The organism is Rhizobium sp. 01N447_2 (genome assembly GCF_056399245.1).
On record NZ_JBFTQY010000088.1, the window covers coordinates 1 to 24,995 of the forward strand.

The 24,995-nt window shown below is 62.0% G+C and carries 29 protein-coding genes; 12 read left to right on the forward strand and 17 right to left on the reverse strand.

Annotated elements, in window-relative coordinates; genetic code table 11:
- The first annotated feature begins 164 nt into the window (after nt 1–164).
- From AC1ECN_RS33895 to AC1ECN_RS33905, 3 genes are all read left to right on the forward strand, one after another.
- Nucleotides 165–2,858, forward strand: a complete 2,694-nt coding sequence (locus tag AC1ECN_RS33895) for an FtsK/SpoIIIE family DNA translocase (RefSeq protein WP_477955444.1) — start codon at nt 165–167, stop codon at nt 2,856–2,858.
- A gap of 139 nt (nt 2,859–2,997) precedes the next feature.
- A complete protein-coding gene (locus AC1ECN_RS33900) occupies nt 2,998–3,666 on the forward strand; it encodes an outer membrane lipoprotein carrier protein LolA (protein ID WP_018481803.1) in 669 nt (222 codons plus the stop codon).
- A gap of 253 nt (nt 3,667–3,919) precedes the next feature.
- Nucleotides 3,920–4,723, forward strand: a complete 804-nt coding sequence (locus AC1ECN_RS33905; RefSeq protein WP_018497630.1) for an exodeoxyribonuclease III — start codon at nt 3,920–3,922, stop codon at nt 4,721–4,723.
- Between the two features lie 48 nt (nt 4,724–4,771).
- Here AC1ECN_RS33905 and AC1ECN_RS33910 read toward each other — a convergent pair whose 3' ends face one another.
- Together AC1ECN_RS33910 and AC1ECN_RS33915 are read right to left on the reverse strand one after the other, a co-directional pair.
- A complete protein-coding gene (locus AC1ECN_RS33910) occupies nt 4,772–5,227 on the reverse strand; it encodes a cyclic nucleotide-binding domain-containing protein (RefSeq protein ID WP_018072035.1) in 456 nt (151 codons plus the stop codon).
- A gap of 138 nt (nt 5,228–5,365) precedes the next feature.
- Nucleotides 5,366–6,049, reverse strand: a complete 684-nt coding sequence (locus AC1ECN_RS33915) for a response regulator transcription factor (protein ID WP_011653914.1) — start codon at nt 6,047–6,049, stop codon at nt 5,366–5,368.
- A 167-nt stretch (nt 6,050–6,216) separates the two neighbouring features.
- Here AC1ECN_RS33915 and AC1ECN_RS33920 point away from each other — a divergent pair, with 167 nt between their 5' ends.
- Both AC1ECN_RS33920 and AC1ECN_RS33925 read left to right on the forward strand, forming a co-directional pair.
- Nucleotides 6,217–6,738, forward strand: a complete 522-nt coding sequence (locus tag AC1ECN_RS33920; RefSeq protein ID WP_018072036.1) for a L,D-transpeptidase family protein — start codon at nt 6,217–6,219, stop codon at nt 6,736–6,738.
- 131 nt (nt 6,739–6,869) lie between these two features.
- Nucleotides 6,870–7,700 (forward strand): aldo/keto reductase, encoded by an 831-nt coding sequence (locus tag AC1ECN_RS33925; protein ID WP_130662437.1) that lies wholly within the window; start codon nt 6,870–6,872, stop codon nt 7,698–7,700.
- Nucleotides 7,701–7,781: 81 nt separating this feature from the next.
- Here the strand turns inward: AC1ECN_RS33925 and AC1ECN_RS33930 are convergent, their stop codons facing one another.
- Nucleotides 7,782–8,129 (reverse strand): hypothetical protein, encoded by a 348-nt coding sequence (locus tag AC1ECN_RS33930; protein WP_018497632.1) that lies wholly within the window; start codon nt 8,127–8,129, stop codon nt 7,782–7,784.
- A gap of 325 nt (nt 8,130–8,454) precedes the next feature.
- Nucleotides 8,455–9,864 carry a 3-isopropylmalate dehydratase large subunit gene (gene leuC / locus AC1ECN_RS33935; RefSeq protein WP_024320439.1) on the reverse strand — a complete coding sequence of 470 codons (1,410 nt, stop codon included), beginning with the start codon at nt 9,862–9,864 and terminating at the stop codon, nt 8,455–8,457.
- 42 nt (nt 9,865–9,906) lie between these two features.
- Between leuC and AC1ECN_RS33940 the strand changes: the two genes are divergently transcribed.
- Entirely contained in the window at nt 9,907–10,143 is a 237-nt protein-coding gene (locus AC1ECN_RS33940) for a hypothetical protein (protein WP_032988926.1), read from the forward strand.
- Nucleotides 10,144–10,147: 4 nt separating this feature from the next.
- Here AC1ECN_RS33940 and AC1ECN_RS33945 read toward each other — a convergent pair whose 3' ends face one another.
- The 8 genes from AC1ECN_RS33945 to ffh all read right to left on the reverse strand — a co-directional run bounded on the left by AC1ECN_RS33945 (nt 10,148) and on the right by ffh (nt 16,520).
- Nucleotides 10,148–10,960, reverse strand: coding sequence for an amino acid ABC transporter permease (locus AC1ECN_RS33945; protein WP_018481796.1), 813 nt, complete (start codon nt 10,958–10,960; stop codon nt 10,148–10,150).
- Nucleotides 10,961–10,976: 16 nt separating this feature from the next.
- Nucleotides 10,977–11,774 (reverse strand): basic amino acid ABC transporter substrate-binding protein, encoded by a 798-nt coding sequence (locus AC1ECN_RS33950; protein ID WP_130662436.1) that lies wholly within the window; start codon nt 11,772–11,774, stop codon nt 10,977–10,979.
- Between the two features lie 145 nt (nt 11,775–11,919).
- On the reverse strand, nt 11,920–12,474 hold the full coding sequence (gene rplS / locus AC1ECN_RS33955) for a 50S ribosomal protein L19 (protein WP_477955449.1): 555 nt from the start codon (nt 12,472–12,474) through the stop codon (nt 11,920–11,922).
- A 335-nt stretch (nt 12,475–12,809) separates the two neighbouring features.
- Entirely contained in the window at nt 12,810–13,493 is a 684-nt protein-coding gene (gene trmD / locus AC1ECN_RS33960; protein ID WP_024320437.1) for a tRNA (guanosine(37)-N1)-methyltransferase TrmD, read from the reverse strand.
- Nucleotides 13,493–14,062: a ribosome maturation factor RimM gene (gene rimM / locus AC1ECN_RS33965; protein ID WP_029767597.1), complete on the reverse strand. Its 570-nt coding sequence runs from the start codon at nt 14,060–14,062 to the stop codon at nt 13,493–13,495. Before rimM ends, trmD begins: the two co-directional genes overlap by 1 nt.
- A gap of 113 nt (nt 14,063–14,175) precedes the next feature.
- Nucleotides 14,176–14,547 carry a 30S ribosomal protein S16 gene (rpsP, locus tag AC1ECN_RS33970; RefSeq protein WP_003543667.1) on the reverse strand — a complete coding sequence of 124 codons (372 nt, stop codon included), beginning with the start codon at nt 14,545–14,547 and terminating at the stop codon, nt 14,176–14,178.
- 49 nt (nt 14,548–14,596) lie between these two features.
- Complete coding sequence (locus AC1ECN_RS33975; RefSeq protein WP_003543666.1) at nt 14,597–14,917, reverse strand: chorismate mutase; 321 nt, start codon at nt 14,915–14,917, stop codon at nt 14,597–14,599.
- A gap of 16 nt (nt 14,918–14,933) precedes the next feature.
- Complete coding sequence (gene ffh / locus AC1ECN_RS33980; RefSeq protein WP_024320435.1) at nt 14,934–16,520, reverse strand: signal recognition particle protein; 1,587 nt, start codon at nt 16,518–16,520, stop codon at nt 14,934–14,936.
- A gap of 502 nt (nt 16,521–17,022) precedes the next feature.
- On the opposite strand from ffh, the gene AC1ECN_RS33985 reads away from it, so the two are divergent.
- The 6 genes from AC1ECN_RS33985 to AC1ECN_RS34010 all read left to right on the forward strand — a co-directional run bounded on the left by AC1ECN_RS33985 (nt 17,023) and on the right by AC1ECN_RS34010 (nt 22,390).
- Nucleotides 17,023–17,247 carry a hypothetical protein gene (locus tag AC1ECN_RS33985; protein ID WP_017989736.1) on the forward strand — a complete coding sequence of 75 codons (225 nt, stop codon included), beginning with the start codon at nt 17,023–17,025 and terminating at the stop codon, nt 17,245–17,247.
- Between the two features lie 114 nt (nt 17,248–17,361).
- Nucleotides 17,362–18,267 (forward strand): diaminopimelate epimerase, encoded by a 906-nt coding sequence (gene dapF / locus AC1ECN_RS33990; protein ID WP_130662435.1) that lies wholly within the window; start codon nt 17,362–17,364, stop codon nt 18,265–18,267.
- Nucleotides 18,264–19,538: a tRNA (N(6)-L-threonylcarbamoyladenosine(37)-C(2))-methylthiotransferase MtaB gene (gene mtaB, locus AC1ECN_RS33995; RefSeq protein WP_130725911.1), complete on the forward strand. Its 1,275-nt coding sequence runs from the start codon at nt 18,264–18,266 to the stop codon at nt 19,536–19,538. The genes dapF and mtaB overlap by 4 nt, the downstream gene beginning before the upstream one ends.
- Before the next feature lie 16 nt (nt 19,539–19,554).
- On the forward strand, nt 19,555–21,087 hold the full coding sequence (gene ftsY / locus AC1ECN_RS34000) for a signal recognition particle-docking protein FtsY (protein WP_130665246.1): 1,533 nt from the start codon (nt 19,555–19,557) through the stop codon (nt 21,085–21,087).
- A 74-nt stretch (nt 21,088–21,161) separates the two neighbouring features.
- Nucleotides 21,162–21,806: a septation protein A gene (locus AC1ECN_RS34005; protein ID WP_018072050.1), complete on the forward strand. Its 645-nt coding sequence runs from the start codon at nt 21,162–21,164 to the stop codon at nt 21,804–21,806.
- Nucleotides 21,803–22,390 (forward strand): DUF2585 domain-containing protein, encoded by a 588-nt coding sequence (locus AC1ECN_RS34010; protein ID WP_018072051.1) that lies wholly within the window; start codon nt 21,803–21,805, stop codon nt 22,388–22,390. The genes AC1ECN_RS34005 and AC1ECN_RS34010 overlap by 4 nt, the downstream gene beginning before the upstream one ends.
- A 28-nt stretch (nt 22,391–22,418) precedes the next feature.
- Here AC1ECN_RS34010 and AC1ECN_RS34015 read toward each other — a convergent pair whose 3' ends face one another.
- The 5 genes from AC1ECN_RS34015 to AC1ECN_RS34035 form a co-directional block, all read right to left on the reverse strand.
- A complete protein-coding gene (locus AC1ECN_RS34015) occupies nt 22,419–23,027 on the reverse strand; it encodes a DsbE family thiol:disulfide interchange protein (RefSeq protein WP_130673250.1) in 609 nt (202 codons plus the stop codon).
- Entirely contained in the window at nt 23,024–23,203 is a 180-nt protein-coding gene (gene ccmD / locus AC1ECN_RS34020) for a heme exporter protein CcmD (RefSeq protein WP_130662430.1), read from the reverse strand. The genes AC1ECN_RS34015 and ccmD overlap by 4 nt, the downstream gene beginning before the upstream one ends.
- Nucleotides 23,204–23,205: 2 nt before the next feature.
- On the reverse strand, nt 23,206–23,967 hold the full coding sequence (locus tag AC1ECN_RS34025; protein WP_477955453.1) for a heme ABC transporter permease: 762 nt from the start codon (nt 23,965–23,967) through the stop codon (nt 23,206–23,208).
- Between the two features lie 48 nt (nt 23,968–24,015).
- A complete protein-coding gene (gene ccmB, locus AC1ECN_RS34030; protein ID WP_477955455.1) occupies nt 24,016–24,675 on the reverse strand; it encodes a heme exporter protein CcmB in 660 nt (219 codons plus the stop codon).
- A 52-nt stretch (nt 24,676–24,727) separates the two neighbouring features.
- The coding region (locus AC1ECN_RS34035) for an ATP-binding cassette domain-containing protein (RefSeq protein WP_477955456.1) at nt 24,728–24,995 on the reverse strand (268 nt) is incomplete at its 5' end.

Below are 24,995 nucleotides of genomic sequence, written 5' to 3' on the forward strand. Positions count from 1 at the left end.
CTTCCAAGGTTCGGGCCTTTTTCATTTCCCTGTCCGGAATTGTCGTCCAGCCATGCATGGTTAACATCGCTTTAACCCGGCTCTGATTAGGTAGAGCGGACGCATTTTGGCACGGCGAAGCTTCAGCGATTCGCGTGTCCTCAGGCATTGGACGGGTTAGACACATGGCAAGAAGCACGTCGCCGGCAATGGATGGCCGTCCGGATCGGTTCTCCTTCTCGGCATTCATGCTGCGGCAGATCCAGGCACTCATCGGCTTTGCGATCTTTCTGCTGCTGGCGTTCTGCGTCGCGGCGCTGGCGACATGGAACGTTGCGGATCCGAGCTATTCCTATGCCACCGCCAACCTGCCGACGAATATTCTCGGTTACAGCGGTGCCGCCTTTGCCGATATCGTCATGCAATTCCTCGGCCTTGCCAGCGTCGTTTCGATGCTGCCGATCGTCGCCTGGGCGCTGACGCTGATTTCTGGCCGCCGCTTCAGCCGTATTCCTGCCCGGATCGGCGCCTGGTTTGCCGGTTCGGTCCTCTCTTCCGCCGTCATCGGCTGTTTTCCGCCGCCGCTCACCTGGCCGATTCCGAACGGCATCGGCGGCGTCGTCGGCGACATGATCCTGCGTTTTCCCGCACTCTTCGTCGGCGCTTATCCCACAGGCACCTTCGCCATGGTCGTCGGCTGCATCTTTGCCGCGCCGACCGCCTGGATGATGCTGTTTGCCGCCGGCCTCGTCGGTCGCAGCGACGCCGATGAGGAGATCGAGGAGGAGTACGTCGATACACGCAGCAAGGCCCGCGTCGTCGGAGACGAGGACGAGGAGGAGGACGAGTCGCGCTGGGTCGCTTTCAGCGGCGCGGTGACGCATGCCTGGTACATGAGCCAGGGCCGGCTGCGCCGGCTCTTCGGCATGGGGCCGCGCAAGCGGCGCCAGGGCGATTACGAATCACCTTATGATTTCAACGATGACGAGTTCGGTACGTTGAATGAACCCGTTCGCGCCAAGGCGCCGACCGTCCGCGGTGAGCGCATGGAGCCCTCGATGGAGCCATCGATGGGGCCAAGGACGGCTTCGCCGCGGCGCATCGTCTCCGCGCCGTCGCTGTCCATCGATGACGACGATGATAATGACGACGACCTGCCCTTCGATAACGACATGCCGCCGCGCCCGGCCGATATCCTGCCCGACGACGATGACGACGACTGGATGATCCGCGCACCGGCAAAGGCCGCCGGCAAGCCGGAACCGCGCGTCGTCCCGGTGGTCGCACGCCCGAAGCCCAGCGCCCGCATCGAGCGGGAGGCGCAGGGCTCGTTCATCCGCCCCGAGGGTTTCCAGCTTCCCTCGATGCATCTGCTCGCCGAAYCGAAGAACGTCGTGCGCGACTCCACGCTTTCGGCCGATGCGCTGGAACAGAACGCCCGCATGCTCGAAGGCGTGCTCGAGGATTTCGGCGTCAAGGGTGAGATCATCCATGTCCGTCCCGGCCCTGTCGTCACGCTCTACGAATTGGAGCCGGCGCCCGGCATCAAGTCGTCGCGCGTCATCGGCCTTGCCGACGATATCGCCCGCTCGATGAGCGCCATTGCCGCGCGCGTCGCCGTCGTGCCCGGCCGCAACGCGATCGGCATCGAATTGCCGAACCAGACGCGCGAGACCGTCTATCTGCGTGAACTCATCGCTTCCCGGGATTTCGAGGGCAGCAAGGCGAAGCTCGCCATGGCGCTCGGCAAGACGATCGGCGGCGAAGCCGTGATCGCCGATCTTGCCAAGATGCCGCATCTGCTCGTCGCCGGCACCACCGGTTCCGGCAAGTCGGTCGCCATCAATACGATGATCCTGTCGCTGCTCTACCGCATGACGCCGGAACAGTGCCGCCTGATCATGATCGACCCGAAGATGCTCGAACTCTCCGTCTATGACGGCATCCCGCACCTGCTTTCGCCTGTCGTCACCGATCCGAAGAAGGCCGTCGTCGCGCTCAAATGGACTGTTCGCGAGATGGAAGAGCGCTACAAGAAGATGTCGAAGATCGGCGTGCGCAACATCGACGGCTTCAACACCCGCGTCGAGCAGGCGCTGTCGAAGGGCGAGGCGATCTCGCGCACGGTGCAGACCGGCTTCGACCGCCATACCGGCGAGGCGATGTACGAGACCGAGGAATTCGATCTGCGGCCGATGCCCTATATCGTCGTGATCATCGACGAGATGGCCGACCTGATGATGGTCGCCGGCAAGGATATCGAAGGCGCCGTCCAGCGTCTGGCGCAGATGGCGCGTGCGGCCGGCATCCACGTGATCATGGCGACACAGCGTCCGTCCGTTGACGTCATCACCGGCACGATCAAGGCGAACTTCCCGACCCGCATCTCCTTCCAGGTGACCTCGAAGATCGACAGCCGCACCATCCTTGGCGAACAGGGCGCTGAACAGCTGCTCGGCATGGGCGACATGCTCTACATGGCGGGCGGCGGGCGTATCCAGCGCGTGCACGGCCCGTTCGTCTCTGATGTCGAAGTGGAAGAGATCGTCTCCTACCTGAAGACCCAGGGCTCGCCGCAATATCTCGACGCAATCACCGCCGATGACGACGAAGACGGCGATTACGGCGGCGGTGGCGGCGGTCCGGCCGGCACGTCCAATCTTTCCGAATCGGAAGATCCCTACGACCAGGCGGTCGCCATCGTGCTGCGCGACGGCAAGGCGTCGACCTCCTACGTCCAGCGCCGGCTCGGCATCGGCTACAACCGCGCCGCCTCGCTCGTCGAGCGCATGGAGAAGGAGGGCATCATCGGACCGGCCAACCATGCCGGCAAACGCGAGATCCTCGTTCCCACAGAAGGCGACATCCTCGACCGCTGACAGAACAGGCATATATTTCCGATACAGCCGCTTTTGCGGAAACCTGATAGCGTCGAAGCCGTTACCTCTCGCAGGCCGATCGCAACGCCTTGAAGACGCCGCCTTTCGGCAGCATGCAGATCGCATAAAGGAGATTTAGATGAGTCACTCCGATACCTTCCTCTCCGGCCTGGCGGTAACGCGCCGCGACCTTCTCGGCGCCTTCGCCGTCGCTGCGATGGCGAGCGCCATTCCCCTTGGCGCTTACGCGCAGGCGGCAGCTCCCGCCTCCGGCACCGCGCAGGCGATCGCCGATCATTTCTCCGGCGTCACGACGATGCAGGGTGAATTCGTGCAGTTCGGTCCGCGCGGCGAACAGACCGGCGGCAAGTTTTTCATCCAGCGCCCGGGTAAGTTGCGCTTCAACTATGACGCTCCGTCGCCGATGCGGGTGATCGCCGACGGCAGGAACGTCGCCATCGGCAATACGAAGCTGAAGACCTGGGATCTCTATCCGCTCTCCAAGACCCCGCTCAGCCTGCTCCTGGCGCAGCATATCGACCTTTCGGCCGGCATGGTGAAGGGCGTGAAGGAAGAGTCCGACCTGACGACGATCGCGCTGGGTAACAATACGGTGTTCGGAAACTCGACCATCACCATGATGTTCGACCCGAAGACCTACGACCTGCGTCAGTGGACGATCACCGACAATCAGGGCAAGGACACTTCGGTGATGATCTTCAACGTCAAAACCGGCATGCAGTTCGACGATCGCGTCTTCCGCGTGCCCTATGAGACCATTCCAGGCACGCCTCAGTCGCGCGACTGAGGCCTTTTCGGTTGATCGGCTGCTCCTTTTACCAGATCCGGATGTCTTCAGGCCGGATTGGCTTGAAAACATCCGGATCTCAATCAAAGATTTGAGCATGATGTCGTCCGAAAACCGCTCACACTTTTCGGCATCATGCTCATGGCCGGTTCCCTCGCGTCCGCCTTTGTTTTAAAGCCCTTTCATGAAAGCGCGTCGCGTCGAGCTGTGGTTCGGCCGGCATGCGGGCATTGGACGCGAGAGGGTATGGGGCATGGGTTTTTCGATCACCACTTGGAACATCAATTCGGTGCGGCTGCGCATGCCGATCGTCGAGCAGCTCGTTCTCAAGCACAGGCCCGATATCCTCTGTCTGCAGGAAACCAAGGTGACGAACGACCTGTTTCCGGCGGCACCGCTGCGGGCGATGGGCTACAATCACATCATCATCCATGGCCAGAAGGGCTATCACGGCGTGGCGATCGCCTCGCGCATTCCGCTGACCGAGGATCACCGGCAGGATTATTGCGGCGTCGGCGATGCGCGCCACATCTCGGCGATCTTCGAGCACGGCAATCGTCGCGTTCGGCTGCATAATTTCTATGTCCCAGCCGGAGGCGACGAGCCGGATCGCACGATTAATCCGAAATTCGGCCACAAGCTCGATTTCATCGAGGAGATGAAGCTGCTGAAAGCCAATGGCGAGGCCAACACCTCAGCCATCCTCGTCGGCGACCTCAACATCGCGCCGCTGGAGCACGACGTCTGGTCGCACAAGCAGCTTCTGAAGATCGTCAGCCATACGCCCGTCGAAACCGAAGGGCTGCTCGAGGTGATGAAGCGCGGCGCCTGGCTCGATCTCATGCGCCAGCATGTGCCTGAAAACGAGAAGCTCTACACCTGGTGGAGCTATCGCGCCAAGGACTGGGAGGCGGCCGACCGCGGCCGCCGTCTCGACCATATCTGGTCGTCGTCGGATCTCGGGCCGCATCTGAAGCGAATCGAAATCCTGAAGGAGGCGCGCGGCTGGGATCGTCCCTCCGACCACGTGCCAGTGACGGCGCATTTCGATTTCTAGAGCTAGGCGCTTCAGCTTTTCGTAAAGCGCAGAACTGCTCTAACGGGATCAGCTGAAGCGGTAGAACTGGCTTGCGGCCTTTGCCGCAAGCTCCGCAAGATTGTCGCGGATGCGGTTCTCGATCAGYCGGGCCGCGTCCGGATATTCTTCGATCAGCCGGTGGAAGAGGGCGCGGGTGATGCGGATGATGCTGGTATCCTCGCGCGCTACCGCGGTGAACTTGCGCTCCACCAGCGTCACCAGCGCCAACTCGGAAACCAGGGTTCCGGGACCGGCGATCCCCTCTGTCCTCTGCATGCCGTCGCTGCTCGTCGCGCTCAGCTCCAGGCTGCCGGTGAGGATGACATAGGCGCTCTCGGCGGGTGAGCCCTGGCGAAACAGCATCTGGCCGGCAGCGATCATGCGCCGGTCGGCGCCGAAGGCGACCAACCGCAGTTGATCCTCGTTCATGTCCTTGAACAGAGGAAGCTGCGCGAGCATGTGGATGTCGTCGGTCAGCGCCATGCGGGCTTTTCGCCTTAGAGCAATTCCAGCAAAAGTGCCTAGCGGTTTTGCCAGGCAAAGCGTGAAACGCTTTTGCCGGGAATTGCGTGAAAACAAAGAGATAGAGCATTTCCGTGATTCGGAGAAAAGGAAAATGCTCTAGGGTATGATCTTGTAGCCGCCGTTTTCCGTGACGAGAATTTCGGCATTGGAGGGATCGCGCTCGATTTTCTGGCGCAGGCGATAGACGTGGGTTTCCAGCGTATGCGTCGTCACGCCGGAATTATAGCCCCAGACCTCTTCGAGCAGCACGTCGCGGGTGACCACTTTCTGTTCGGCGCGGTACAGATAGCGGATGATCGCCGCTTCCTTTTCCGTCAGCCGGATCTTCTGGCCGTTATCGGTGGTCAGCAGCTTCTGGCTCGGCTTGAAGAGATAGGGGCCGACGGTGAAGGTCGCATCCTCGCTCTGCTCATGCTGGCGCAGCTGCACGCGGATGCGCGCGAGCAGAACGGCGAAGCGGAAAGGCTTGGTGACATAGTCGTTGGCGCCGGCTTCGAGGCCGAGGATCGTGTCGGAATCGGTATCGTGGCCGGTCAGCATGATGATCGGCGCCTTGAAGCCGCCCTTGCGCAGCAGCTTCACTGCCTCGCGGCCGTCCATATCGGGCAGGCCGACATCCATGATCAGCAGGTCGATCGGCGTCGAGCGGGCGGTCGCGACACCTTTGCCGGCGTTGGCTTCCTGCAGAACCGTGAATTCCTCATACAGCGACAATTGCTCCGTCAGCGTCTGTCGAAGGTCATCGTCGTCATCCACCAGAAGAATGGTGCGTGCGGTCATGCCGTTTGCGTCCTCATGTTAAGTCCCCTAGTCCTACGCCAAATTCCTGGTTTGGCAAGGATCGGGCAGCGGGCTGTTGCCGGGTCGGTTTCGATATGATTTCAATCGAAGCCCCAGACAAGGCACGACATGCGAGAAAAATGGAAAAAGCAAGGCAGAGGCGGGGTATGACACCGTCGACGATGGTGGTGCGTGCTGCGCCGGGGCGCAAGAACCGGGCGATCGTCCGGCTCGGCGCCATCACCGTGCCTGCTGCGATCGGCCGTTCCGGCCGCACCGTGATGAAACGCGAGGGCGACGGCGCCACGCCGATCGCCTCGATGAGGCTGATATCAGGCTTCCGGCGCGGCGAGCGGAACGGCCGGCTCGTCACTCCGCTTTCCATCCGCCGCATCCGCCCCGACATGCTCTGGTGCGATCAGTCTGACAACGCCAGCTACAACCGCCTCGTCCGGGCGCCGTTCAGTGCAAGTCACGAGGAGATGCGGCGCAGCGACGGTCTCTACGATATCTGCCTGGTGATGGACTGGAACATCTCCTCGCGTGCGCGCAATCGCGGCTCGGCGATCTTCTTCCATCTCATCCGGCCGGGCTACGAGCCGACGGCGGGCTGCGTGGCGGTGAGCCTGCGCGACATGCGCCGCCTGCTACCCCACCTTCGAAAGGGAACGATTGTCCGCGTCGTCTGATTGTATTGTCGAGATGGTCGCCTATATGCCTTCGGTGACCGAACGCTCCGGCTGAAATGCGTTCAGGGACGTCCGCAAGCGCGGGCGCAATTCATGCCTCGTCCAATTCTTCAAACTCCCGGAGATATATTGTGACCGCTCAACCCATCATCACTTTCCATGACGGACATTCCATTCCGCAGGTCGGCTTCGGCGTCTGGCAGACGCCGCAGGATATTGCCGCTCCCACCGTGCGCACTGCGATCGCCGCCGGCTATCGTCACATCGATACCGCTTCCGGCTACGACAACGAAGAGGGCGTTGGCGAAGGCATTCGCTCTTCCGGCCTCGATCGCAAGGACATCTTCGTCACCACCAAGCTCAGGAATACCGATCAGGGCTATGACAATACGCTGCGCGCCTTCGACGGCAGCCTGAAGAAGCTCGGTTCCGAATATGTCGACCTTTATCTCATTCACTGGCCGTCGCCGCATCGTGGCCTTTATACGGAGACCTGGAAGGCTTTCGTGCGCATCCGGGAAGAGGGCCGCGCGCGCTCGATCGGCGTGTCGAATTTCTATCCTGAACATCTCGAGCGTATCATCGGCGAGACCGGCGTCGTTCCCGTCATCAACCAGATCGAGCTGCATCCCGATTTCCAGCAGAAGGCGGCGCAGGCGGCTCACCAGAAGCTGAACATTGCCACCGAATCCTGGAGCCCGCTCGGCCAGGGCAAGTTCATCTCGAACGCTGTTATAGGCGAGATCGCCAAAAAGCATCAGAAGACGCCGGCTCAGGTCATCATTCGCTGGCACATCGACACCGGCCTCGTCGTCATCCCGAAATCAGTGACGCCGTCGCGTATCGAGGAGAATTTCCAGGTGTTCGACTTCAAGCTCGATGCCGATGATATGGCTGCGATCGCCAAACTCGACAGCGCCAGCGCCCGCATGGGACCGGATCCGATGACGGCAGCCTTCTAGCATTACCGAGCTCATCAACGGTCGCCCCGGAGGAGAGATCACCCGGGCGGCCATCGCTTGACAGAGGCATGCAGCCTTCAGTCAATAATTGCAATTGGACGATCCGTTGGTCGGGGCGAAGCCGTAACTGCAGCTATTGCCCAGGCTCTGCGGTCTTCCAATTGAGCCGGTATAATCGTCGAAGGCGCGTGAGGGATACCAATAACCGTTCGCGCTCTTGACATAGCCTGGCCGGCCGCTGCTGTAGCCGCGGTATCCGTTGAGTGACGGTATCTTCTTCTGTGCGACCTGCAGCAGTTGGCCCGAGGCGACCGTGACTGGCGGTATGGCTGGATGCATCGGCGCGGCGCCGACGGCGTCGATCGATGCCAGCGGTGCAAACATGATCAGGCTGGCTCGCAGTAAACTCGCTACTAATTTCTGCCTCATGGCGCTTCCCCGATGGCGCGGTGTTCGCCGAAGCCTGAACGGTATCTGTCGCGTGTCGCGCCTGATTATCGATGAGGCCACAGGAATATATCGATGTCGATTGCCCGAAAGGATGAAATTGGGAAGGCGGGCCATGCACAAACGGGCTCGCCCGCCACGCGCTTTAGCACAGCAACTCAGAGGGCTGCCGAGCTCTTGCGCGTTGGAGAAGGCGCGGAGCTGTGCAGGTCGCACCATGTGGGTGCCGACGCGACAGACGCCATAAATGCAAAGCCGCCCGATGTGTATCGGGCGGCTCTCAATCTCATCCGTTGGCCGGATCAGATCAGTTCCACTCGCGGATATCGACGAAGTGCCCGGCGATCGCGGCTGCGGCTGCCATTGCCGGCGAGACGAGGTGCGTGCGGCCCTTGAAGCCCTGACGACCTTCGAAGTTGCGGTTCGAGGTCGAAGCGCAACGTTCGCCCGGCTTCAGGCGGTCGTCATTCATGGCAAGGCACATGGAGCAGCCCGGCTCGCGCCAGTCGAAACCGGCGGCCTTGAAGATCTTGTCGAGGCCTTCGGCTTCCGCCTGTTCCTTGACGAGGCCGGAGCCCGGCACGATCATCGCGTCGACGGTCGCGGCAACCGTCTTACCTTCGACGACCTTGGCGACTTCGCGCAGATCCTCGATGCGGCCGTTGGTGCAGGAGCCGATGAAGACGCGGTCAAGCGTGATGTCGGTCATCTTCGTGCCCGGCTTCAGGCCCATATAGTCGAGCGCACGCCACTTGGAGGTGCGCTTGGTTTCGTCCTGGATATCGTCCGGGTTCGGAACGATGCCCTGGACGGAGATGACATCCTCGGGCGAAGAGCCCCAGGAAACGATCGGCGGCAGGCTGGCGGCATCGAGCACGACGACGCGGTCATAATGAGCGCCGTCGTCGGTCTGCAGCGTCTTCCAATAGGCGATCGCCTGTTCCAGTGCCTCGCCCTTCGGCGCGCGCGGCTTGCCCTTGATATATTCGAAGGTCTTTTCGTCAGGGGCGATCAGGCCGGCGCGGGCGCCGCCTTCGATCGTCATGTTGCAGACGGTCATGCGGCCTTCCATCGACAGCGCGCGGATCGCTTCGCCGGCAAATTCGATGACGTGGCCGGTGCCGCCGGCCGTGCCAATCTCGCCGATGATGGCAAGGATGATGTCCTTGGCGGTGACGTGCGGCGGAAGCTGGCCGTCGACCCGCACCAGCATGTTCTTCGCCTTCTTCTGGATCAGTGTCTGGGTCGCCAGCACATGCTCGACCTCGGAGGTGCCGATGCCGTGCGCCAGCGCGCCGAAGGCGCCATGCGTCGAGGTATGGCTGTCGCCGCAGACGATGGTCATGCCGGGCAGGGTGAAGCCCTGTTCCGGGCCGACGATGTGGACGATGCCCTGGCGCTTGTCGCTTGCCGAATAATATTCGACGCCGAATTCGGCGGCATTGGTGGCCAGAGCTTCCACCTGGATGCGGCTTTCCTCGTTCTTGATGCCGAGATGGCGGTCGGGCGAGGTCGGAACGTTATGGTCGACGACGGCGAGCGTCTTTTCCGGCGCGCGAACCTTGCGGCCGGTCATGCGCAGGCCTTCGAAAGCCTGCGGCGAGGTCACTTCGTGAACCAGGTGGCGGTCGATGTAGAGAAGACAGGTGCCGTCTGGCTGTTCGTCGACCAGATGATCGTCCCAGATCTTGTCGTAGAGGGTACGCGGTGCGCTCATGGCGTTAAGTCCGTTTTTCTAAAGCTTTTGGAAAATCGAGAAATGGCAGATCAGGCTCCGCCGGCCGTCATTCGATCAACGAAGTCGGCTGTTGAGCGCACCGGACACGCACGCAAAGAACCGCGCCGGCAGGCGATAATGGTCCTGCAGCACGAAAATATGCGCACCAATGCATCTGAACTTGGATTCCATGGCCTGCATATAGCGATTTTTCGCGGCGGCTTCAATTTGAATCATCAGCAGACGCTCTGCGGCCTCTCAGCGGCCGGCAGGTATTGATCGCTTACCGCGACTTCATCCATTTCTCCGTCCGCCGCAGCGCCAGCGACAGGCCGATCGTCAGGATCAGGTAGATATAGGTGACGATCGAATAGGTCTCGAAGAAGCGGAAGGAGCCGGCGGCATAGACCTTGCCCATCTGTGTGATGTCGGCGACCCCAAGCACGGAGACGAGCGAGCTGTCCTTCACCATCGAGACGAAATCGTTGGAGAGCGGCGGGAAGATCACCCGGATCGCCTGCGGGAAGACGACGGAGCGGAAGCGCCGGTAGCGCGAGAGACCGAGAGCCTTGGCCGCCTCGATCTGGCCGAGATCGACCGACTGGAAACCGGCCCGGAAGATTTCGGCGATGAAGGAGGAATAACCGACCGTCAGCGCGATGATCGCTCGCCACATCAGCGAGAGGTCGCGCACCAGGATGGGCTCGGCCACGCCTGATGTCACCAGCGGCGAAATCAGGAAATTATAGGCTGCGACCAGAGCCGGCGCGCCGACGAAGGCGACGTAGAACAGCAGCACGAGGATCGGTATGCCGCGGATGATCTCGATGTAGAATCGCGCAATCTGACGCAACACCTGGCTGTCGGCCATGCCAAGCAGGCAGATGCCGAGGCCGAGCACGGTGGCGAGCACGAAGGCGACCAGCGTGACGAAGACGGTGATGCCGACACCGTTGACGACGGTGCGGAAAACCTGGGCATAGATATCGTTGGTGACGATGACGGCGGCAAGGACGAGGCCGATCGCAACAAGCGCGACCAGCCACCAGGGATAGTCATCCTTGACGTGTCTGTCGGGAGATGGTCGCAACGCCATTAGTGGCTGCTCGGCGTCATTCGCCCATCTTGTAGTCGAGGAACCACTTCTTGTTCAGCGCATCCAGCGTGCCATCGGCTTTGAGCGCAGCAATGGCGGCATTGACAGGGGCGACGAGATCGGACCCTTTCGGGAAGATGAAGCCGAAATCCTCGGTGCCGAGCGGCTCGCCGATCAGTTTCAGCGCGCCGCCCGATGCATCGACATAACCCTTGCCGGCGGTGCCGTCGGTCAGCACCACGTCGACATCGCCGGCCTTCAGGGCCTGGACGGTGGCGCCGAAGGTTTCGAAAAGCTTGATGCGCGGGTTCTGTTCGTTGCCATCAAGCACTTCGTAGACCGCGGTGTAGAAAGGCGTGGTGCCGGGCTGCGCGCCGACCAGGCCATCCTTGAATTCGGCGAAAGACTTGGCGTCGGCGAAGCGCTTCTCGTCGCCGCGCACCAGCATGAATTGCTGTGAGCGCATATAGGGATCGGAGAAATCCACCTTCTGCTTGCGGTCTTCCTTGATGGTGATGCCGGTCATGCCGATGTTGTACTGGCCGTCGGAAACCGCCTGGATCATCGCGTCCCAGCTGGTGTTCTGGTATTCAACCTTGAAATTCAGCCGCTTGGCGATCTCGTTCATCGCATCATATTCCCAGCCGATCGCCTTGCCGGATTTCGGATCGACGAACTGCAGCGGCGGATAGGCATTCTCGGTCACGACGACGACGCTCTTGCCGCCGAGATCAGGCAGTTCGGCGGCCGATGCGGCCAGGGGCAGAAGAGCAAGGGCGGCGAAGCTCGCAAGAACGGTACGGCGAAACAACATTGAACGGTTCCCTAAAATTGAACGGCAAAAACTGTCACGGAAGATAGGCCCGAGGCAAGGCCGCCGGCTGCGTGCTGAAACAAAAAATAGAAAAGGCGACCCGAGGGCCGCCTTTCCAAGCAAAGAATTTTGCGTAGCGCAGATCTTATTCTGCTGCCGGTTCCGCTGCAGCGGCGGCTGCTTCTGCGGCAGCCTTTTCAGCAGCGGCCTTGGCTTCCGCAGCTTCTGCTGCTGCCTTCTCGGCGGCGAGCGCCTGGGCTGCTGCAACCTTTTCAGCTTCGATGCGTGCCTTTTCCTCGGCAATGGCGGCGCGCTCGGCGTCGTTGAGCTTGCGGGCGCGGACGCCGGTGTCTTCAACGATACGGGCAGACTTGCCGCGACGGTCGCGCAGGTAATAGAGCTTGGCGCGACGGACCTTACCGCGGCGAACGACGTCGACGCTTTCGATCATCGGCGAGTAGACCGGGAATACGCGCTCGACGCCTTCGCCGTAGGAGATCTTGCGGACCGTGAAGTTTTCCTGCAGGCCGCCGCCGCAGCGGGCGATGCAGACGCCTTCATAGGCCTGARCGCGGGTACGGGTGCCTTCCGTGACCTTCACGTTGACACGGACGGTGTCGCCCGGGGAAAATTCCGGAAGCGTGCGCTTGGCTTCGATCTTGGCGGCCTGTTCGGCCTCAAGCTGCTGAATGATGTTCATCGTCTTAACCTTTGGTTCTTCTGAAACAGCCAGAGCGCTCAACACTGATCCTTCGGAACTGGCCTCAGGACTTTGCCCGTCAAGGGCGGGAGCGGATTCGCCATTCTTTGTTTGCTGGCAGACGGGGATAAACCCCATTTCCGCGTGCGCCAATACACGAAAGGCCATGGCTTGTCATCCCTTGGGCGGCATTTTTGTGAAAAGGGCTGCGAAATCAGCCGTTTTTCTCACTTTACAGCGCCGCGCGCCTTTTCAGACGCGCAAAGGACGATGTAACATTTTAAATCTACGTGTCGTGCTTTCCGAAAATCGATCCCGATTTTCGAGCCGATACGCTAGTCCTTTTCGAGCAGATCCGGCCGCCGCTCCCGCGTCAGCCGCACCGCTTCCTGATGCCGCCATTTCTCGATGGCGCCGTGGTTGCCCGAGGTGAGGATCGCCGGGATTTCCCGGCCTTCCCATTCCTGCGGCCGGGTGTAATGCGGATGTTCCAGCAGTCCGCCTTCGAAGCTTTCGTGCAGGCCGGAAAGGTCGTTGCCCATGACGCCGGGCAGGATGCGGACGATCGCATCGAGCACGGTCAGCGCCGCCGGCTCGCCGCCTGATAGGACGTAGTCGCCGATCGAGACCTCTTCCAGTCCGCGCGCCTCGATCACCCGCTGGTCGACGCCCTCGAAGCGGCCGCAGACGATAATGACGCCGTCGCCTGCCGCGAGCTCGCGCACACGCTCCTGCGTCAGCGGCCGGCCGCGCGGGCTCATCAGCAGCCGCGGGCGGGTATCGATTTCTGAGGCGCTGTCGATCGCGCGGGCGAGAACGTCAGGTTTCAGCACCATGCCGGCGCCGCCGCCGGCCGGGGTGTCGTCGACGGTGCGGTGTCTGTCGGTGGCGAAGTCGCGGATCTGCACCGTGTCCAGCGACCATTGTCCCCGCTCCATCGCCTTGCCGGCGAGCGAGAAGCCCAGATGCCCCGGAAACATTTCCGGATAAAGTGTCAGCACGCTCGCCCGGAAAGCCATCACTTCTTCTTTTTCGGCTTGTCGGGAGTGAATTTCGAAAGCTCTTCGGGATCGTCGACCAGCCCCGCCGCCAGCGGATCGATCAGCAGCGTGCCGGCCTCGAGGTCGATTTCCAGCACCGAGGCTTCGGAGAAGGGGATCAGCACCGGACGCTTGCCCGGACCTTTGAGCTCCAGCAGGTCGCCGGCGCCGAAATCGAAGACGCCGGTGACCGTGCCATAGCTGACACCCTTGTCGTCTCGCGCCTCGAGCCCTTCGAGATCGGCATAGTAGAACTCGTCGTCCTCCAGCTCCTCGTCCGGCAGGTTGTCCCGCTCGATATAGAGTTCAAGCCCGTTCAGAGCCTCGGCGGCATTGCGGTCGTTGACGCCGCGGAAACGGACGACGACGACATTCTTCATCTCGCGGATTTCGAGGACTTCGAAACTGCGGCCGTCCATGCTGTGCAGATGGCCGTAGTCGCCAAGCGCGCCGGGATCGGCCGTATAGGCCTTGGCGCGCACCTCGCCGCGGAGGCCTTGCGCGCCACCGATCGTCGCCATCAGAACGGGGTTTTCAAGCTTTGTCATGGGTTCCTTCATGTGAAGCCGAAAGACAGGTTTCTCATAAACGAAGTGTGGGCGATTGGAAACGAAAACGGGCGGCATGTCGCCATGCCGCCCGCTCGAAGGGAATGTCGCGATTATTCCGCGGCGTCGGCAGCAGCAGCCGCAGCGTCGGCGACCTTCTGAGCCTTTTCGGCGGCGCGTTCCTGGGCGCGCTTGCCGGGCTTTGCCTTGACCGGGTTGTTCTTGACTTCGCGCTTGGCAACGCCTGCTTCATCGAGGAAGCGCAGAACGCGGTCGGTCGGCTGGGCGCCGTGTTCGATCCAGTGCTTGATGCGCTCGGCGTTCAGCTGAACGCGCTTCTCATCGTCCTTGGCAAGCATCGGGTTCCAGGAACCGAGGTTTTCGAGGAAGCGGCCGTCACGCGGGCTGCGCGCATCGGCGAGAACGACGTGGTAGTACGGGCGCTTCTTGGAACCACCGCGGGCGAGACGAATTTTCAGTGCCATGTTCTTTACTCCTTGGGCTTTTCTTGACCGCCTCGTGAGGCGGTACGGGTTATCGGGCTGCAGCGCTTTGTTCAGCGTGATCCGCAGCGATCTGCTCATGATGCCGGATGACTTCCTTGATGACGAAGTTCAGGAACTTCTCAGCGAAATCCGGATCCAGATTGGCGGCTTTCGCCAACTGGCGAAGGCGTTCGATCTGGTATTCCTCGCGCGCCGGGTCGGCCGGCGGCAGATTGTATTTGGCCTTCAGCACGCCCACCTCTTTGGTGCAGCGGAAGCGTTCGGCCAGCATGTGCACGAGAGCGGCGTCGATATTGTCGATCGACTGACGATAGCTCGCGAGCTGGGCTTTGACGTTTGGATCAATCATGGGGCAAGCGATCCTTTCACTTCTTCTTCGGCAATCCGGGCAATCCCGGGAAACCACCGCCAAGGCCCGGCAGCTTGGCGCCGCCGAGGCCCGACAAACCACCCGGCATACCGCCGAGACCGGGCATGCCCCCACCCGGTTTTCCAAGCCCCGCCGCTTCCGCCTGCTTCTGCAAGGCCTCGAGCTGCCGGGGATCGATATTCGAGAGATCGGGCATGCCGCCACCCATGCCGCCCATGCCGCCGCCGAGCCCCATCTTGCCGGCAAGGCCGCCCATCATCTGCTTCATCATGCCGCCTTTGCCCTTGCCGCCCATCATCTTCATCATGTCCGCCATCTGGCGGTGCATCTTCAGAAGCTTGTTGATGGCGGCGGCATCGGTGCCGGAGCCGGCGGCGATGCGCTTCTTGCGCGAATGCTTGAGCAGGTCGGGATTGGTGCGCTCGGCCTTGGTCATCGACTGGATGATGGCGATCTGGCGGCCGAAAAGCTTGTCGTCGAGGCCGGCTGCGGCCATCTTGTCCTTCATGCCGGCCATGCCGGGCATCATGCCCATGATGCCGCCCATGCCGCCCATCTTCTGCATCTGGCGCAGCTGATCGGCGAGGTCGTCGAGGTCGAACTTGCCCTTGGCCATCTTGGCGGCCATGGCGGCCGCCTTCTCGGCGTCGATGTTTTCGGCCGCGCGCTCGACGAGCGAGACGATGTCGCCCATGCCGAGGATGCGGTCGGCGATGCGGCGGGGATGGAATTCCTCCAGCTCGCTCATCTTCTCGCCGACGCCGATCAGCTTGATCGGCTTGCCGGTGACGGCGCGCATTGAAAGGGCGGCGCCGCCGCGGCCATCGCCGTCCATGCGGGTCAGCACGAGGCCGGTGATGCCGACGCGTTCGTCGAAACTGCGGGCGAGGTTGACGGCGTCCTGGCCGGTGAGGCTGTCGGCGACCAGCAGGATTTCATGCGGGTTCGAGCGCTTCTTGATGTCGGCCATCTCGACCATCAGGGGCTCGTCGATATGCGTACGGCCGGCGGTATCGAGGATGACGACATCATGGCCGCCGAGCTTGGCCGCCTGCACGGCGCGGGTGGCGATATCTGTCGGCGACTGGCCCGATATAATGGGCAATGTGTCGATATTGGCCTGCGCGCCGAGCTGGCGAAGCTGCTCCTGGGCTGCCGGACGGCGCGTGTCGAGCGATGCCATCAGCACCTTCTTCTTCTCGCGCGTCGACAGGCGATGGGCGATCTTCGCCGTCGTCGTCGTCTTGCCGGATCCCTGCAGGCCGACCATCATGACGACGACCGGGGCCGGTGCATGCAGGTCGATGCCGACCCCTTCGCCGCCCAGCATCTCGATCAGTTCGTCATGCACGATCTTGACGACCATCTGGCCGGGCTTGATCGACTTCAGGATCTCGGCGCCGACGGCCTTTTCACGCACGCGGTCGGTGAAGGAACGCACGACGTCGAGCGCGACGTCGGCCTCCAGCAACGCACGGCGAACCTCGCGCAGCGCTGCGGAAACATCGGCTTCCGAAAGCGCGCCACGGCCTGTCAGTCCATTCAGAATGGATCCAAGACGGTCCTGGAGGTTTTCAAACATCGGCTCTTCCTTGATACGTTTCGGGCGGGTTTGGATATGCCCGGAAACGTCGTGCTTTTCCTTGACGAAAACAAGACGCAAAGCCAAAAAGCACCCGAGGGCGCATCGCGCTGTCGGGTGTTGACCTCCGGGATCTCAAGGTCCCGGTCGGCGGCTCGGAGTCGTGTGGCTCGTCGCGGATTGGGCGCGATAAACAGGAAAGCCGCGCGAAAGTCAAGGCGATGCGGACAAATGACCGCATGACCGACCTCCCAGAGGCCGTGTGACGAAAGGGCGGCGGCGTGGGCCGCCGTGTCACCCGGCAGTTGCAGCGACAGTACATATTCAAACAAACCGATGTATTGGCTTGCGCAATCCGCCAGGGTTTCAGGTTTTGCCGATAAATATTCCGGTCGGGCGCCCGAATTCGCTGTCAACGCCAGTTGCAAATTATTCTGCTTATGATTCTACTTTCTACTTAAGTGCGTCCTGTAAAATGATTCGTGAATATCCTTGATGCCGAATGAATCGGCGGAGATATCGAATGTTAAATCCTGATATTGAGAGCTGGGCGCTGGCGCGGGCCCATCATATTGTCCTGAACGAAGGCCTGAATCTTGCGAAGGCGGCACAGGATCTGGATCGCAAGCGGTCCCGCTCGCTGGTCTACGAGCTGAGAAAGGTCATCACCGCAGCTATTGTCGAAGCCCATGCTGCGTCTTTCGATCCCGACGGTGCACAGCGGTAAAAGCCAAACTGCCTCGAAAGGATCGGCAGACCGCAACGCCTGCCCGGCACTCACCCACTGGTAATTCCTTCGCATTTCCGCCATATACACCGGAAAGACAGACGGAATGATACCATGAGCGCAACGGTCGAATTCGCGAGGATGAACGGGCTTGGCAACAAGATCCTGGTCGTCGACATGCGCGGCCGGCCGGACAAGGTGACGCCGGCGGCGGCGGTCGCGCTCAATGCCGATCCACAGACCGAGTTCGATCAGATCATGGCGATCCATGATCCGAAGGCCGAAGGCACCGATGCCTTCATCGATATCCTGAATTCCGACGGCTCGAAGGCGCAGGCTTGCGGCAACGGCACGCGCTGCGTCGTGCAGGCGCTTGCCGCCGAGACCGGCAGGAAGGTCTTTACCTTCCAGACGGTCGCCGGCATCCTGAATGCCGTCGAGCACGAGGACGGGACGATCTCGGTCGATATGGGCCGGCCGGTGTTCGATTGGGACAGGATCCCGCTGGCGGAAGAATTCCATGACACCAGCCGCATCGAACTGCAGATCGGCCCGATCGACAAGCCGGTGCTGCATTCGCCGTCGGCGATGTCGATGGGCAATCCGCATGCGATCTTCTGGGTAGACAGGGACGTGATGTCCTATGATCTCGCCCGCTTCGGACCGCTGCTCGAAAACCATCCGATGTTTCCTGAGCGCGCCAATATCACGCTGGCGCAGGTGACATCGCCGACATCGGTGACGACGCGCACCTGGGAGCGTGGCGCGGGGCTGACGCTTGCCTGCGGTTCGGCCGCCTGTTCGGCGGCCGTCAGTGCCGCGCGCACCGGCCGCACCGGCCGGAAGGTGACGATCAATGTGGCAAGCGCCAAGCCGCCGGGCGTGCTTTCCATCGAATGGCGCGAGCACGACGATCACGTCATCATGACCGGCCCTGCCGAATGGGAATGGTCGGGTAAGCTCGATCCTTCGACCGGTCTCTGGTGGCGCGAGGGTACGCGAGAGGCGGAGGCGCAGTGAGCGGCGTCGAGGTCATTACCTTCGGCTGCCGCCTCAACACATATGAATCCGAAGTGATGAAGGCGCAGGCTGAAAAGGCCGGGCTCAACAACGCCATCCTGGTCAACACCTGTGCCGTGACCGGCGAGGCCGTGCGCCAGGCCCGCCAGGCGATCCGCCGGGCACGGCGCGACAATCCGCATGCCCGCATCATCGTCACCGGCTGCGCCGCGCAGACGGAAAAGCAGACTTTCGCCGCCATGGCGGAGGTCGATGCCGTGCTCGGCAACGAGGAGAAGCTGACGAGCGCCTCCTATCGCAGCCTGCCGGATTTCGGCGTTTCGGCCGAAGAGAAGCTCCGGGTCAACGACATCATGAGCGTCAAGGCGACGGCGCCGCAGATGGTCAGACACATCGACGGCCATGTGCGCGCCTTCATCCAGGTGCAGAATGGTTGCGACCACCGCTGCACCTTCTGCATCATTCCCTATGGCCGCGGCAATTCCCGCTCCGTACCGATGGGAGCCGTCGTCGATCAGGCCCGCAAGCTCGTCGACGGCGGTTACCGCGAGATCGTGCTGACCGGCGTCGATGCCACCAGCTATGGCAGCGATCTGCCGGGCGCCCCGACGCTCGGGCTTTTGGCGAAGACGCTGCTGAAGCAGATCCCCGATATCCGCCGCCTGCGGCTTTCCTCGATCGACAGCATCGAGGCCGATGCCCACCTGATGGATCTCATCGCCGACGAGCCACGCTTCATGCCGCATCTGCATCTGTCGCTGCAGCATGGCGACGACATGATTCTGAAGCGCATGAAGCGCCGGCATTTACGCGCCGATGGGCTGCGTTTCATCGAGGATGCGCGCCGGCTTCGTCCCGAGATGAGTTTCGGCGCCGACATGATCGCCGGCTTTCCCACAGAAACCGAAGCGATGTTCGAGAATGCCGTGCGGCTGGCCGAAGAGGCTGGTATCGCCCATCTGCATGTCTTTCCCTACAGTCCGCGTCCCGGCACGCCGGCCGCCCGCATGCCGCAGCTCGACCGGTCGCTGGTCAAGGATCGCGCCGCAAGGCTGCGCGCCGCTGGACATAGGCTGCATCGATCCCATCTCGATGGGATGATTGGAACCCGGCAATGGCTGCTTGTTGAAAACAACGGCCTGGCGCATACGGAGAACTTCACGCTGGTCGCAGCCCCCGGCCTTCGTCCCGGCGAACTTGTGCCGGTCACGATCACCGGCCACAATGGCAAGCATCTCGACATGCAATTGACGGCCGCAGCAGCGGCCTGACTTTCACGGAATCCCCATGGCGCTCAGTTTCATCAAAAAGGTCTTCACCTTCGGCAAGGACAAGCCGGCGGAGACGAGTGCGGTGGAGGCCGAGCTCGAACAGCGGTCGCCGAACGAGGTTCTGCCGGTCGCCGACGATCCCGTTCTGCCCGAGGAAATGGACATGGCCGGCGGCCCGGCCGCCGATATCGGCGAGGGCGGGGTCGAGGCGCCAAGCATCCTTGAGGAAGCCGTGCCACTTCCTCCTGCGGATCAGATGAGCGATTTCGGCCTGGTGCCGCTTTCACTGCTGGAGGCCGAAGCCGAAGTCGAAGAAGTTGCGGGCGCGTTGCCTTCCGGTTCCTCGGTCGATGCCATTGAGGATGAAACGCCCAATGCTGTCGAAGCTGTCGTCGAGATTATAGAGACGTTGCCCGAAGAGATTTTGGCGCCGGACGTGGAAGACGACATCTCCATTCCGTCGACCCCTCCCGCTGTGGAGATGCCGGACAAGGCGGAAGACGATATCCTGCCTGCAGAACCCTCCGAGGCGGCGATCGAGGAGCCGAGGCCAGAATCCCCCATCCTCCCCAAAGGCTTCGCCACCGGCCCTAAGGTCGTCGAGCCGGCGCCGGTTGTCCTGCAGCCGAAACTCAGCTGGTTCCAGCGCCTGCGCAACGGCCTTGCGCGCACCTCCTCGCAGCTGACGAGCCAGATCACCGCGCTGTTCACCAAGCGCAAGCTCGATGACGAGACGCTGCAGGATCTCGAAGATCTGCTGATCCAGGCCGATCTCGGCGTCGAGACCGCCATGCGCGTCACCGACACACTCGCTTCCGAGCGTTATGGCAAGGATGTCACCGGCGAGGATGTCAGCCGGATCATGGCGTCCGAAATCGCCAAGGTCCTGAAGCCGGTCGCCAAGCCGCTGCAGCTCGACCTCTCGCACAAGCCGCATGTCATCCTCGTCGTCGGCGTCAACGGCACCGGCAAGACGACGACGATCGGCAAGCTTGCGGCGAAGCTTTCCGGCGCCGGGCTGAAGGTGATGCTGGCAGCCGGCGATACTTTCCGTGCGGCTGCGATCGAGCAACTGAAGATCTGGGCCGACCGGACGAAATCCGAATTCATCGGCACCAAGCTCGGCGCCGATGCCGCCGGCCTTGCCTATGATGCCTTCGAACAGGCAAAGGCGAAAAAATGCGACGTGCTGATCGTCGATACCGCCGGCCGCCTGCAGAACAAGGCAGAGCTGATGGCCGAGCTCGAGAAGATCGTGCGCGTGCTCGGCAAGCTCGATCCCGATGCGCCGCACACCGTGCTGCAGACCCTCGATGCCACGACGGGGCAGAACGCGCTCAACCAGGTCGAGATCTTCCGCAACGTCGCCGGCGTCAACGGGCTGATCATGACAAAGCTCGACGGCACGGCGCGCGGCGGCATTCTTGTCGCCATCTCGGCCAAGCATAAGCTGCCGGTCTATTTCATCGGCGTCGGCGAGGGCGTCGAGGATCTGGAGCCGTTCGAGGCCGAGGATTTTGCCCATGCCATTGCCGGGCTTGGGCAATGATGCCACAGATATGCCGCCGAAAGCCTGCAAGGCACGGCCGGAACAGTTTCCAGGAAAACAGGTTTGAAGAACGCATGAGTACAGAGAGCGATATCACCCCGACCGCGGCCGACCGGCATCATCCGCTGCTGAAACTGGCGCTGGAACTCGGACCGCTGCTGATCTTCTTCTTCGCCAATCTGCGTGGCCAGTGGCTGGTGGAGACGTTTCCTGCTCTTTCCGAATTGGGCGGACCGCTGTTCGTCGCGACCGGCCTCTTCATGGCGGCGACGATCCTCTCGCTGATCGTTTCGAAGATCGTGCTCGGCCATCTGCCGATCATGCCCTTCGTGTCCGGCATCGTCGTCCTCATCTTCGGCTCGCTGTCGATCTGGCTGCAGAACGAGACCTTCATCAAGATGAAGCCGACCATCGTCAACGCGCTGTTCGGGGTGGCGCTGCTCGGCGGACTGGCCTTCGGCAAGTCGCTGCTCGGCTATGTCTTTAACGCCGCCTTTCAGCTCGATGCCGAGGGCTGGCGCAAGCTCACCATCCGCTGGGGCATCTTCTTTCTCTTCCTCGCCGTGCTGAACGAAGTCGTCTGGCGCAATTTTTCCGACGGTACCTGGGTCGCCTTCAAGGTCTGGGGCACGATGCCGATCACCATCATCTTCACGCTGGCGCAGATGCCGCTGGTGTTGAAGCATAGCATCAATCTGGAAACGGACGGCGAGAAGTGAGCGCTGCAGAGGCCGAATACCGCGTAAGACACCAGACCTTTTGGTTCGCCGCCTGCCTTGCGGTTCTGATCATTCAGATTGCCGCCGAATATATGATGGGCCGCGTGCCGATCTGCGCCTGCGGTTATGTCAAGCTGTGGGAGGGCGGGGTCAATACCAGCGGCAATTCGCAGCATCTGTCGGATTGGTATACGCCGTCGCACATCATCCACGGCTTCCTGTTCTACGGGCTCGCGCATCTCATCCTGCGCCGCAAGCCGCTGGCGGCAAGGCTGCTGCTGGCGCTGGTGATCGAATCCGGCTGGGAGCTGCTCGAGAATTCACCGCTCATCATCGACCGCTACCGCACGGCGACGATCGCGCTCGATTATTACGGCGACAGCATCCTGAATTCGGCGATGGACACCATCTTCATGTGCGTCGGCTTCTTCTTCGCGCGGCGCGCACCGGTGGCGCTGACGGTAGCGATCGCCATCTTCTTCGAGATTTTCACCGGCTACATAATCCGCGACAACCTGACGCTCAATGTTGTGATGCTGATCTGGCCGGTGGAGGCGATCAAAGTCTGGCAGGGCGGGGGTTAAGGCTTCTTTGTCCTGATAAGACACCTCATTAGGAAACCGGCTTGCCGAGCGCCTTTTCCATCGCTGGAAACAGCCCTTCCTTCAGGCTGATATCGTCGAAGGGTCCGACGCGCTTGTAGAGGATCGTGCCGTCAGGCCCGACCAGATAGCTTTCCGGAATGCCGTAGACACCCCAGTCGATCGCTGCCTTGCCGTTCGGATCGACGCCGATCGCACGATAGGGGTTGCCGACTTCGCCGAGGAAACGCAGGGCGTTGTCGCTCTGGTCCTTGTAATTGATGGCGACGATGTTCAACCGTCCGTCCTTTGCCAGTTCTTTCAATACTGGATGTTCATCCCGGCAGGGGAGACACCATGAGGCGAAGACGTTGACGAGGGTCAGCTTACCCTTGATTGCCGCATCGGTCAGCGCCGGCAGGTTGGCGCCGTCGAGCGGCGGCAGGTTCAGCGCCGGCGCCTTGGTGCCGATCAGGGCGGAGGGAATTTCGGCGATGTTCTTGCCATGGAAATCCTGGTCGTAGAGCATCTTTGCGGCCGTGGCAGCGATGCCGCCGAAGACGACGAGCGGCAGCAGCGCCAATGCGTAACGGCTAAGCCCGCGCGGCTTGGCGGCGGTGTTTTCCGGCGTGTCGTTCATTCGCCATCCCCCACACTGTTCTTGGGGCGCGCCGAACGGCGGCGGATGCCGGCAGCCTCAAGGGCTGCAAGTTCCCTGCGCCGGGCGCGGCCGTCGGCCCAGGTCCAGGCCGTGACGGCGATCGTCACCAGGGCTGCAAAGCTATAGGAGGCATAGACGTAGAAGGCATGCGTCACGGCTATTCCTCCCGGCTCGCCATGCGGGCGGCAAGACGGCGCTGAGCGGCAATGCGGCGGCGCCAGATCTCGTTCCTCATCGCCATGRTGTGGAGCGTGAAAAAGAGCAGGGTGAAGGCGATCGCCATGATGAAGAGCGGGCGCAGGAATTCCGGATCGATCGCCGGGCCGTCGAGGCGCAGCACGCTTGCCGACTGATGCAGCGTGTTCCACCACTCGACGGAGAATTTGATGATCGGAATGTTGACGAAGCCGACAAGGATGAGCACGGCGGTGACGCGCGCGGCCTTCGACGGATCGTCGATGGCGCGGCCGAGTGCAATCAGCCCCAGATACATCAGGAAGAGAACGAAGACGGAGGTCAGCCGCGCATCCCAGACCCACCAGGTGCCCCACATCGGCTTGCCCCAGAGCGAACCGGTGACGAGTGCAAGCAGGGTAAAGGCGGCGCCGAGCGGCGCTGCGGCCTTGGCGGAGACATCGGCCAGCGGATGGCGCCAGACCAGCGTGCCGATCGCCGAGACGCTYATGATCGTATAGCACATCATCGAAAGCCAGGCCGAGGGCACATGCACATACATGATGCGCACGGTCTCGCCCTGCTGGTAATCGCCTTCGGTGGCGAAGCTCAGATAGAGGCCGACCGCGAAACAGAGGGCGGTGATGCCAGCCAGCCACGGAATGGCGCGCGCCGCCAGCGCCAGAAACCGCGTCGGGTTGGCGAGATCGCTGAATTTGCTGATGGCAAGGCTCGTTTCGCTCATGATCGTTTCCTTACCTTGATCCGGCTTTTCCCGCAATCGAACGCCCCATCAATCCGCTGTGTTTCGTAGCGCCAGGGCCGCGGCTGCCGGGCCGATGACCGCGAAGAAGAGTGTCAGCGCAATGAGGATCAGGAAGGGTGGCAGGAACGGGGCGGGATCCTCGACTGCAGCATAGGTGGCGCTGACGCCGAAGATCAGCACTGGGATGGTCAGCGGCAGCACGAGGATCGAGACCAGCAGGCCGCCGCGGGGCAGCGCCACGGCAACGGCGGCGCCGACGGCGCCGATGAAGGTGATGGCGGGCGAGYCGACCAGCAGCGTCAGCATGGTCGCGCCGATCGCTGTCTCGTCCATGTTCATGAAGAGGCCGAGCAGCGGCGAAGCGATGACCAGCGGCAGACTGGTGGCCGTCCAATGGGCGAAGCATTTGACCAGCACGGTGAGGACGAGCGGCGTTTCCTGCATCAGCATCAGGTCGAGCGATCCGTCGTCGCGCTCGGCCTGGAACAAGCGGTCGAGGCCGAGGAGGGCGGCGAGCAGCGCACCGATCCAGACGATGGCGGGGCCGATGCGCGACAGCAGCTTGAGATCGGGACCAACGCCGAAGGGAATGACGGCGACGATGGTCAGGAAGAACAGCACGCCGATCAGCGCACCCCCGCCAGCGCGGATGGAAAGTTTCAGGTCGCGGAGGAAGAGGGCGGTCATGCGGGGCAGCTCTCTAGATGTGCGGTTGACGGGGTAGCTACGTCGAGAAGCATCAACCCCATACCCCATGATCGACCCCGGCAAAGCCCGTCATCTTCAATTCCTGCGAATTCCTCAGCCCCAGCGGCTGATGCGTCGCCGCCAGCACGATGCCGCCCTTTTCCAGATGCGCCGTGATCAAATCGGCAAACAGCCGGTCGGCGCTGGCATCGAGTGCCGCGGTCGGCTCGTCGAGGATCCAGACGGGGCGGTGGGCGACGAGCAGTTTGGCGAAGGCTATCCGGCGCTGCTGGCCGGCGGAGAGATAACCGAAGGGAAGG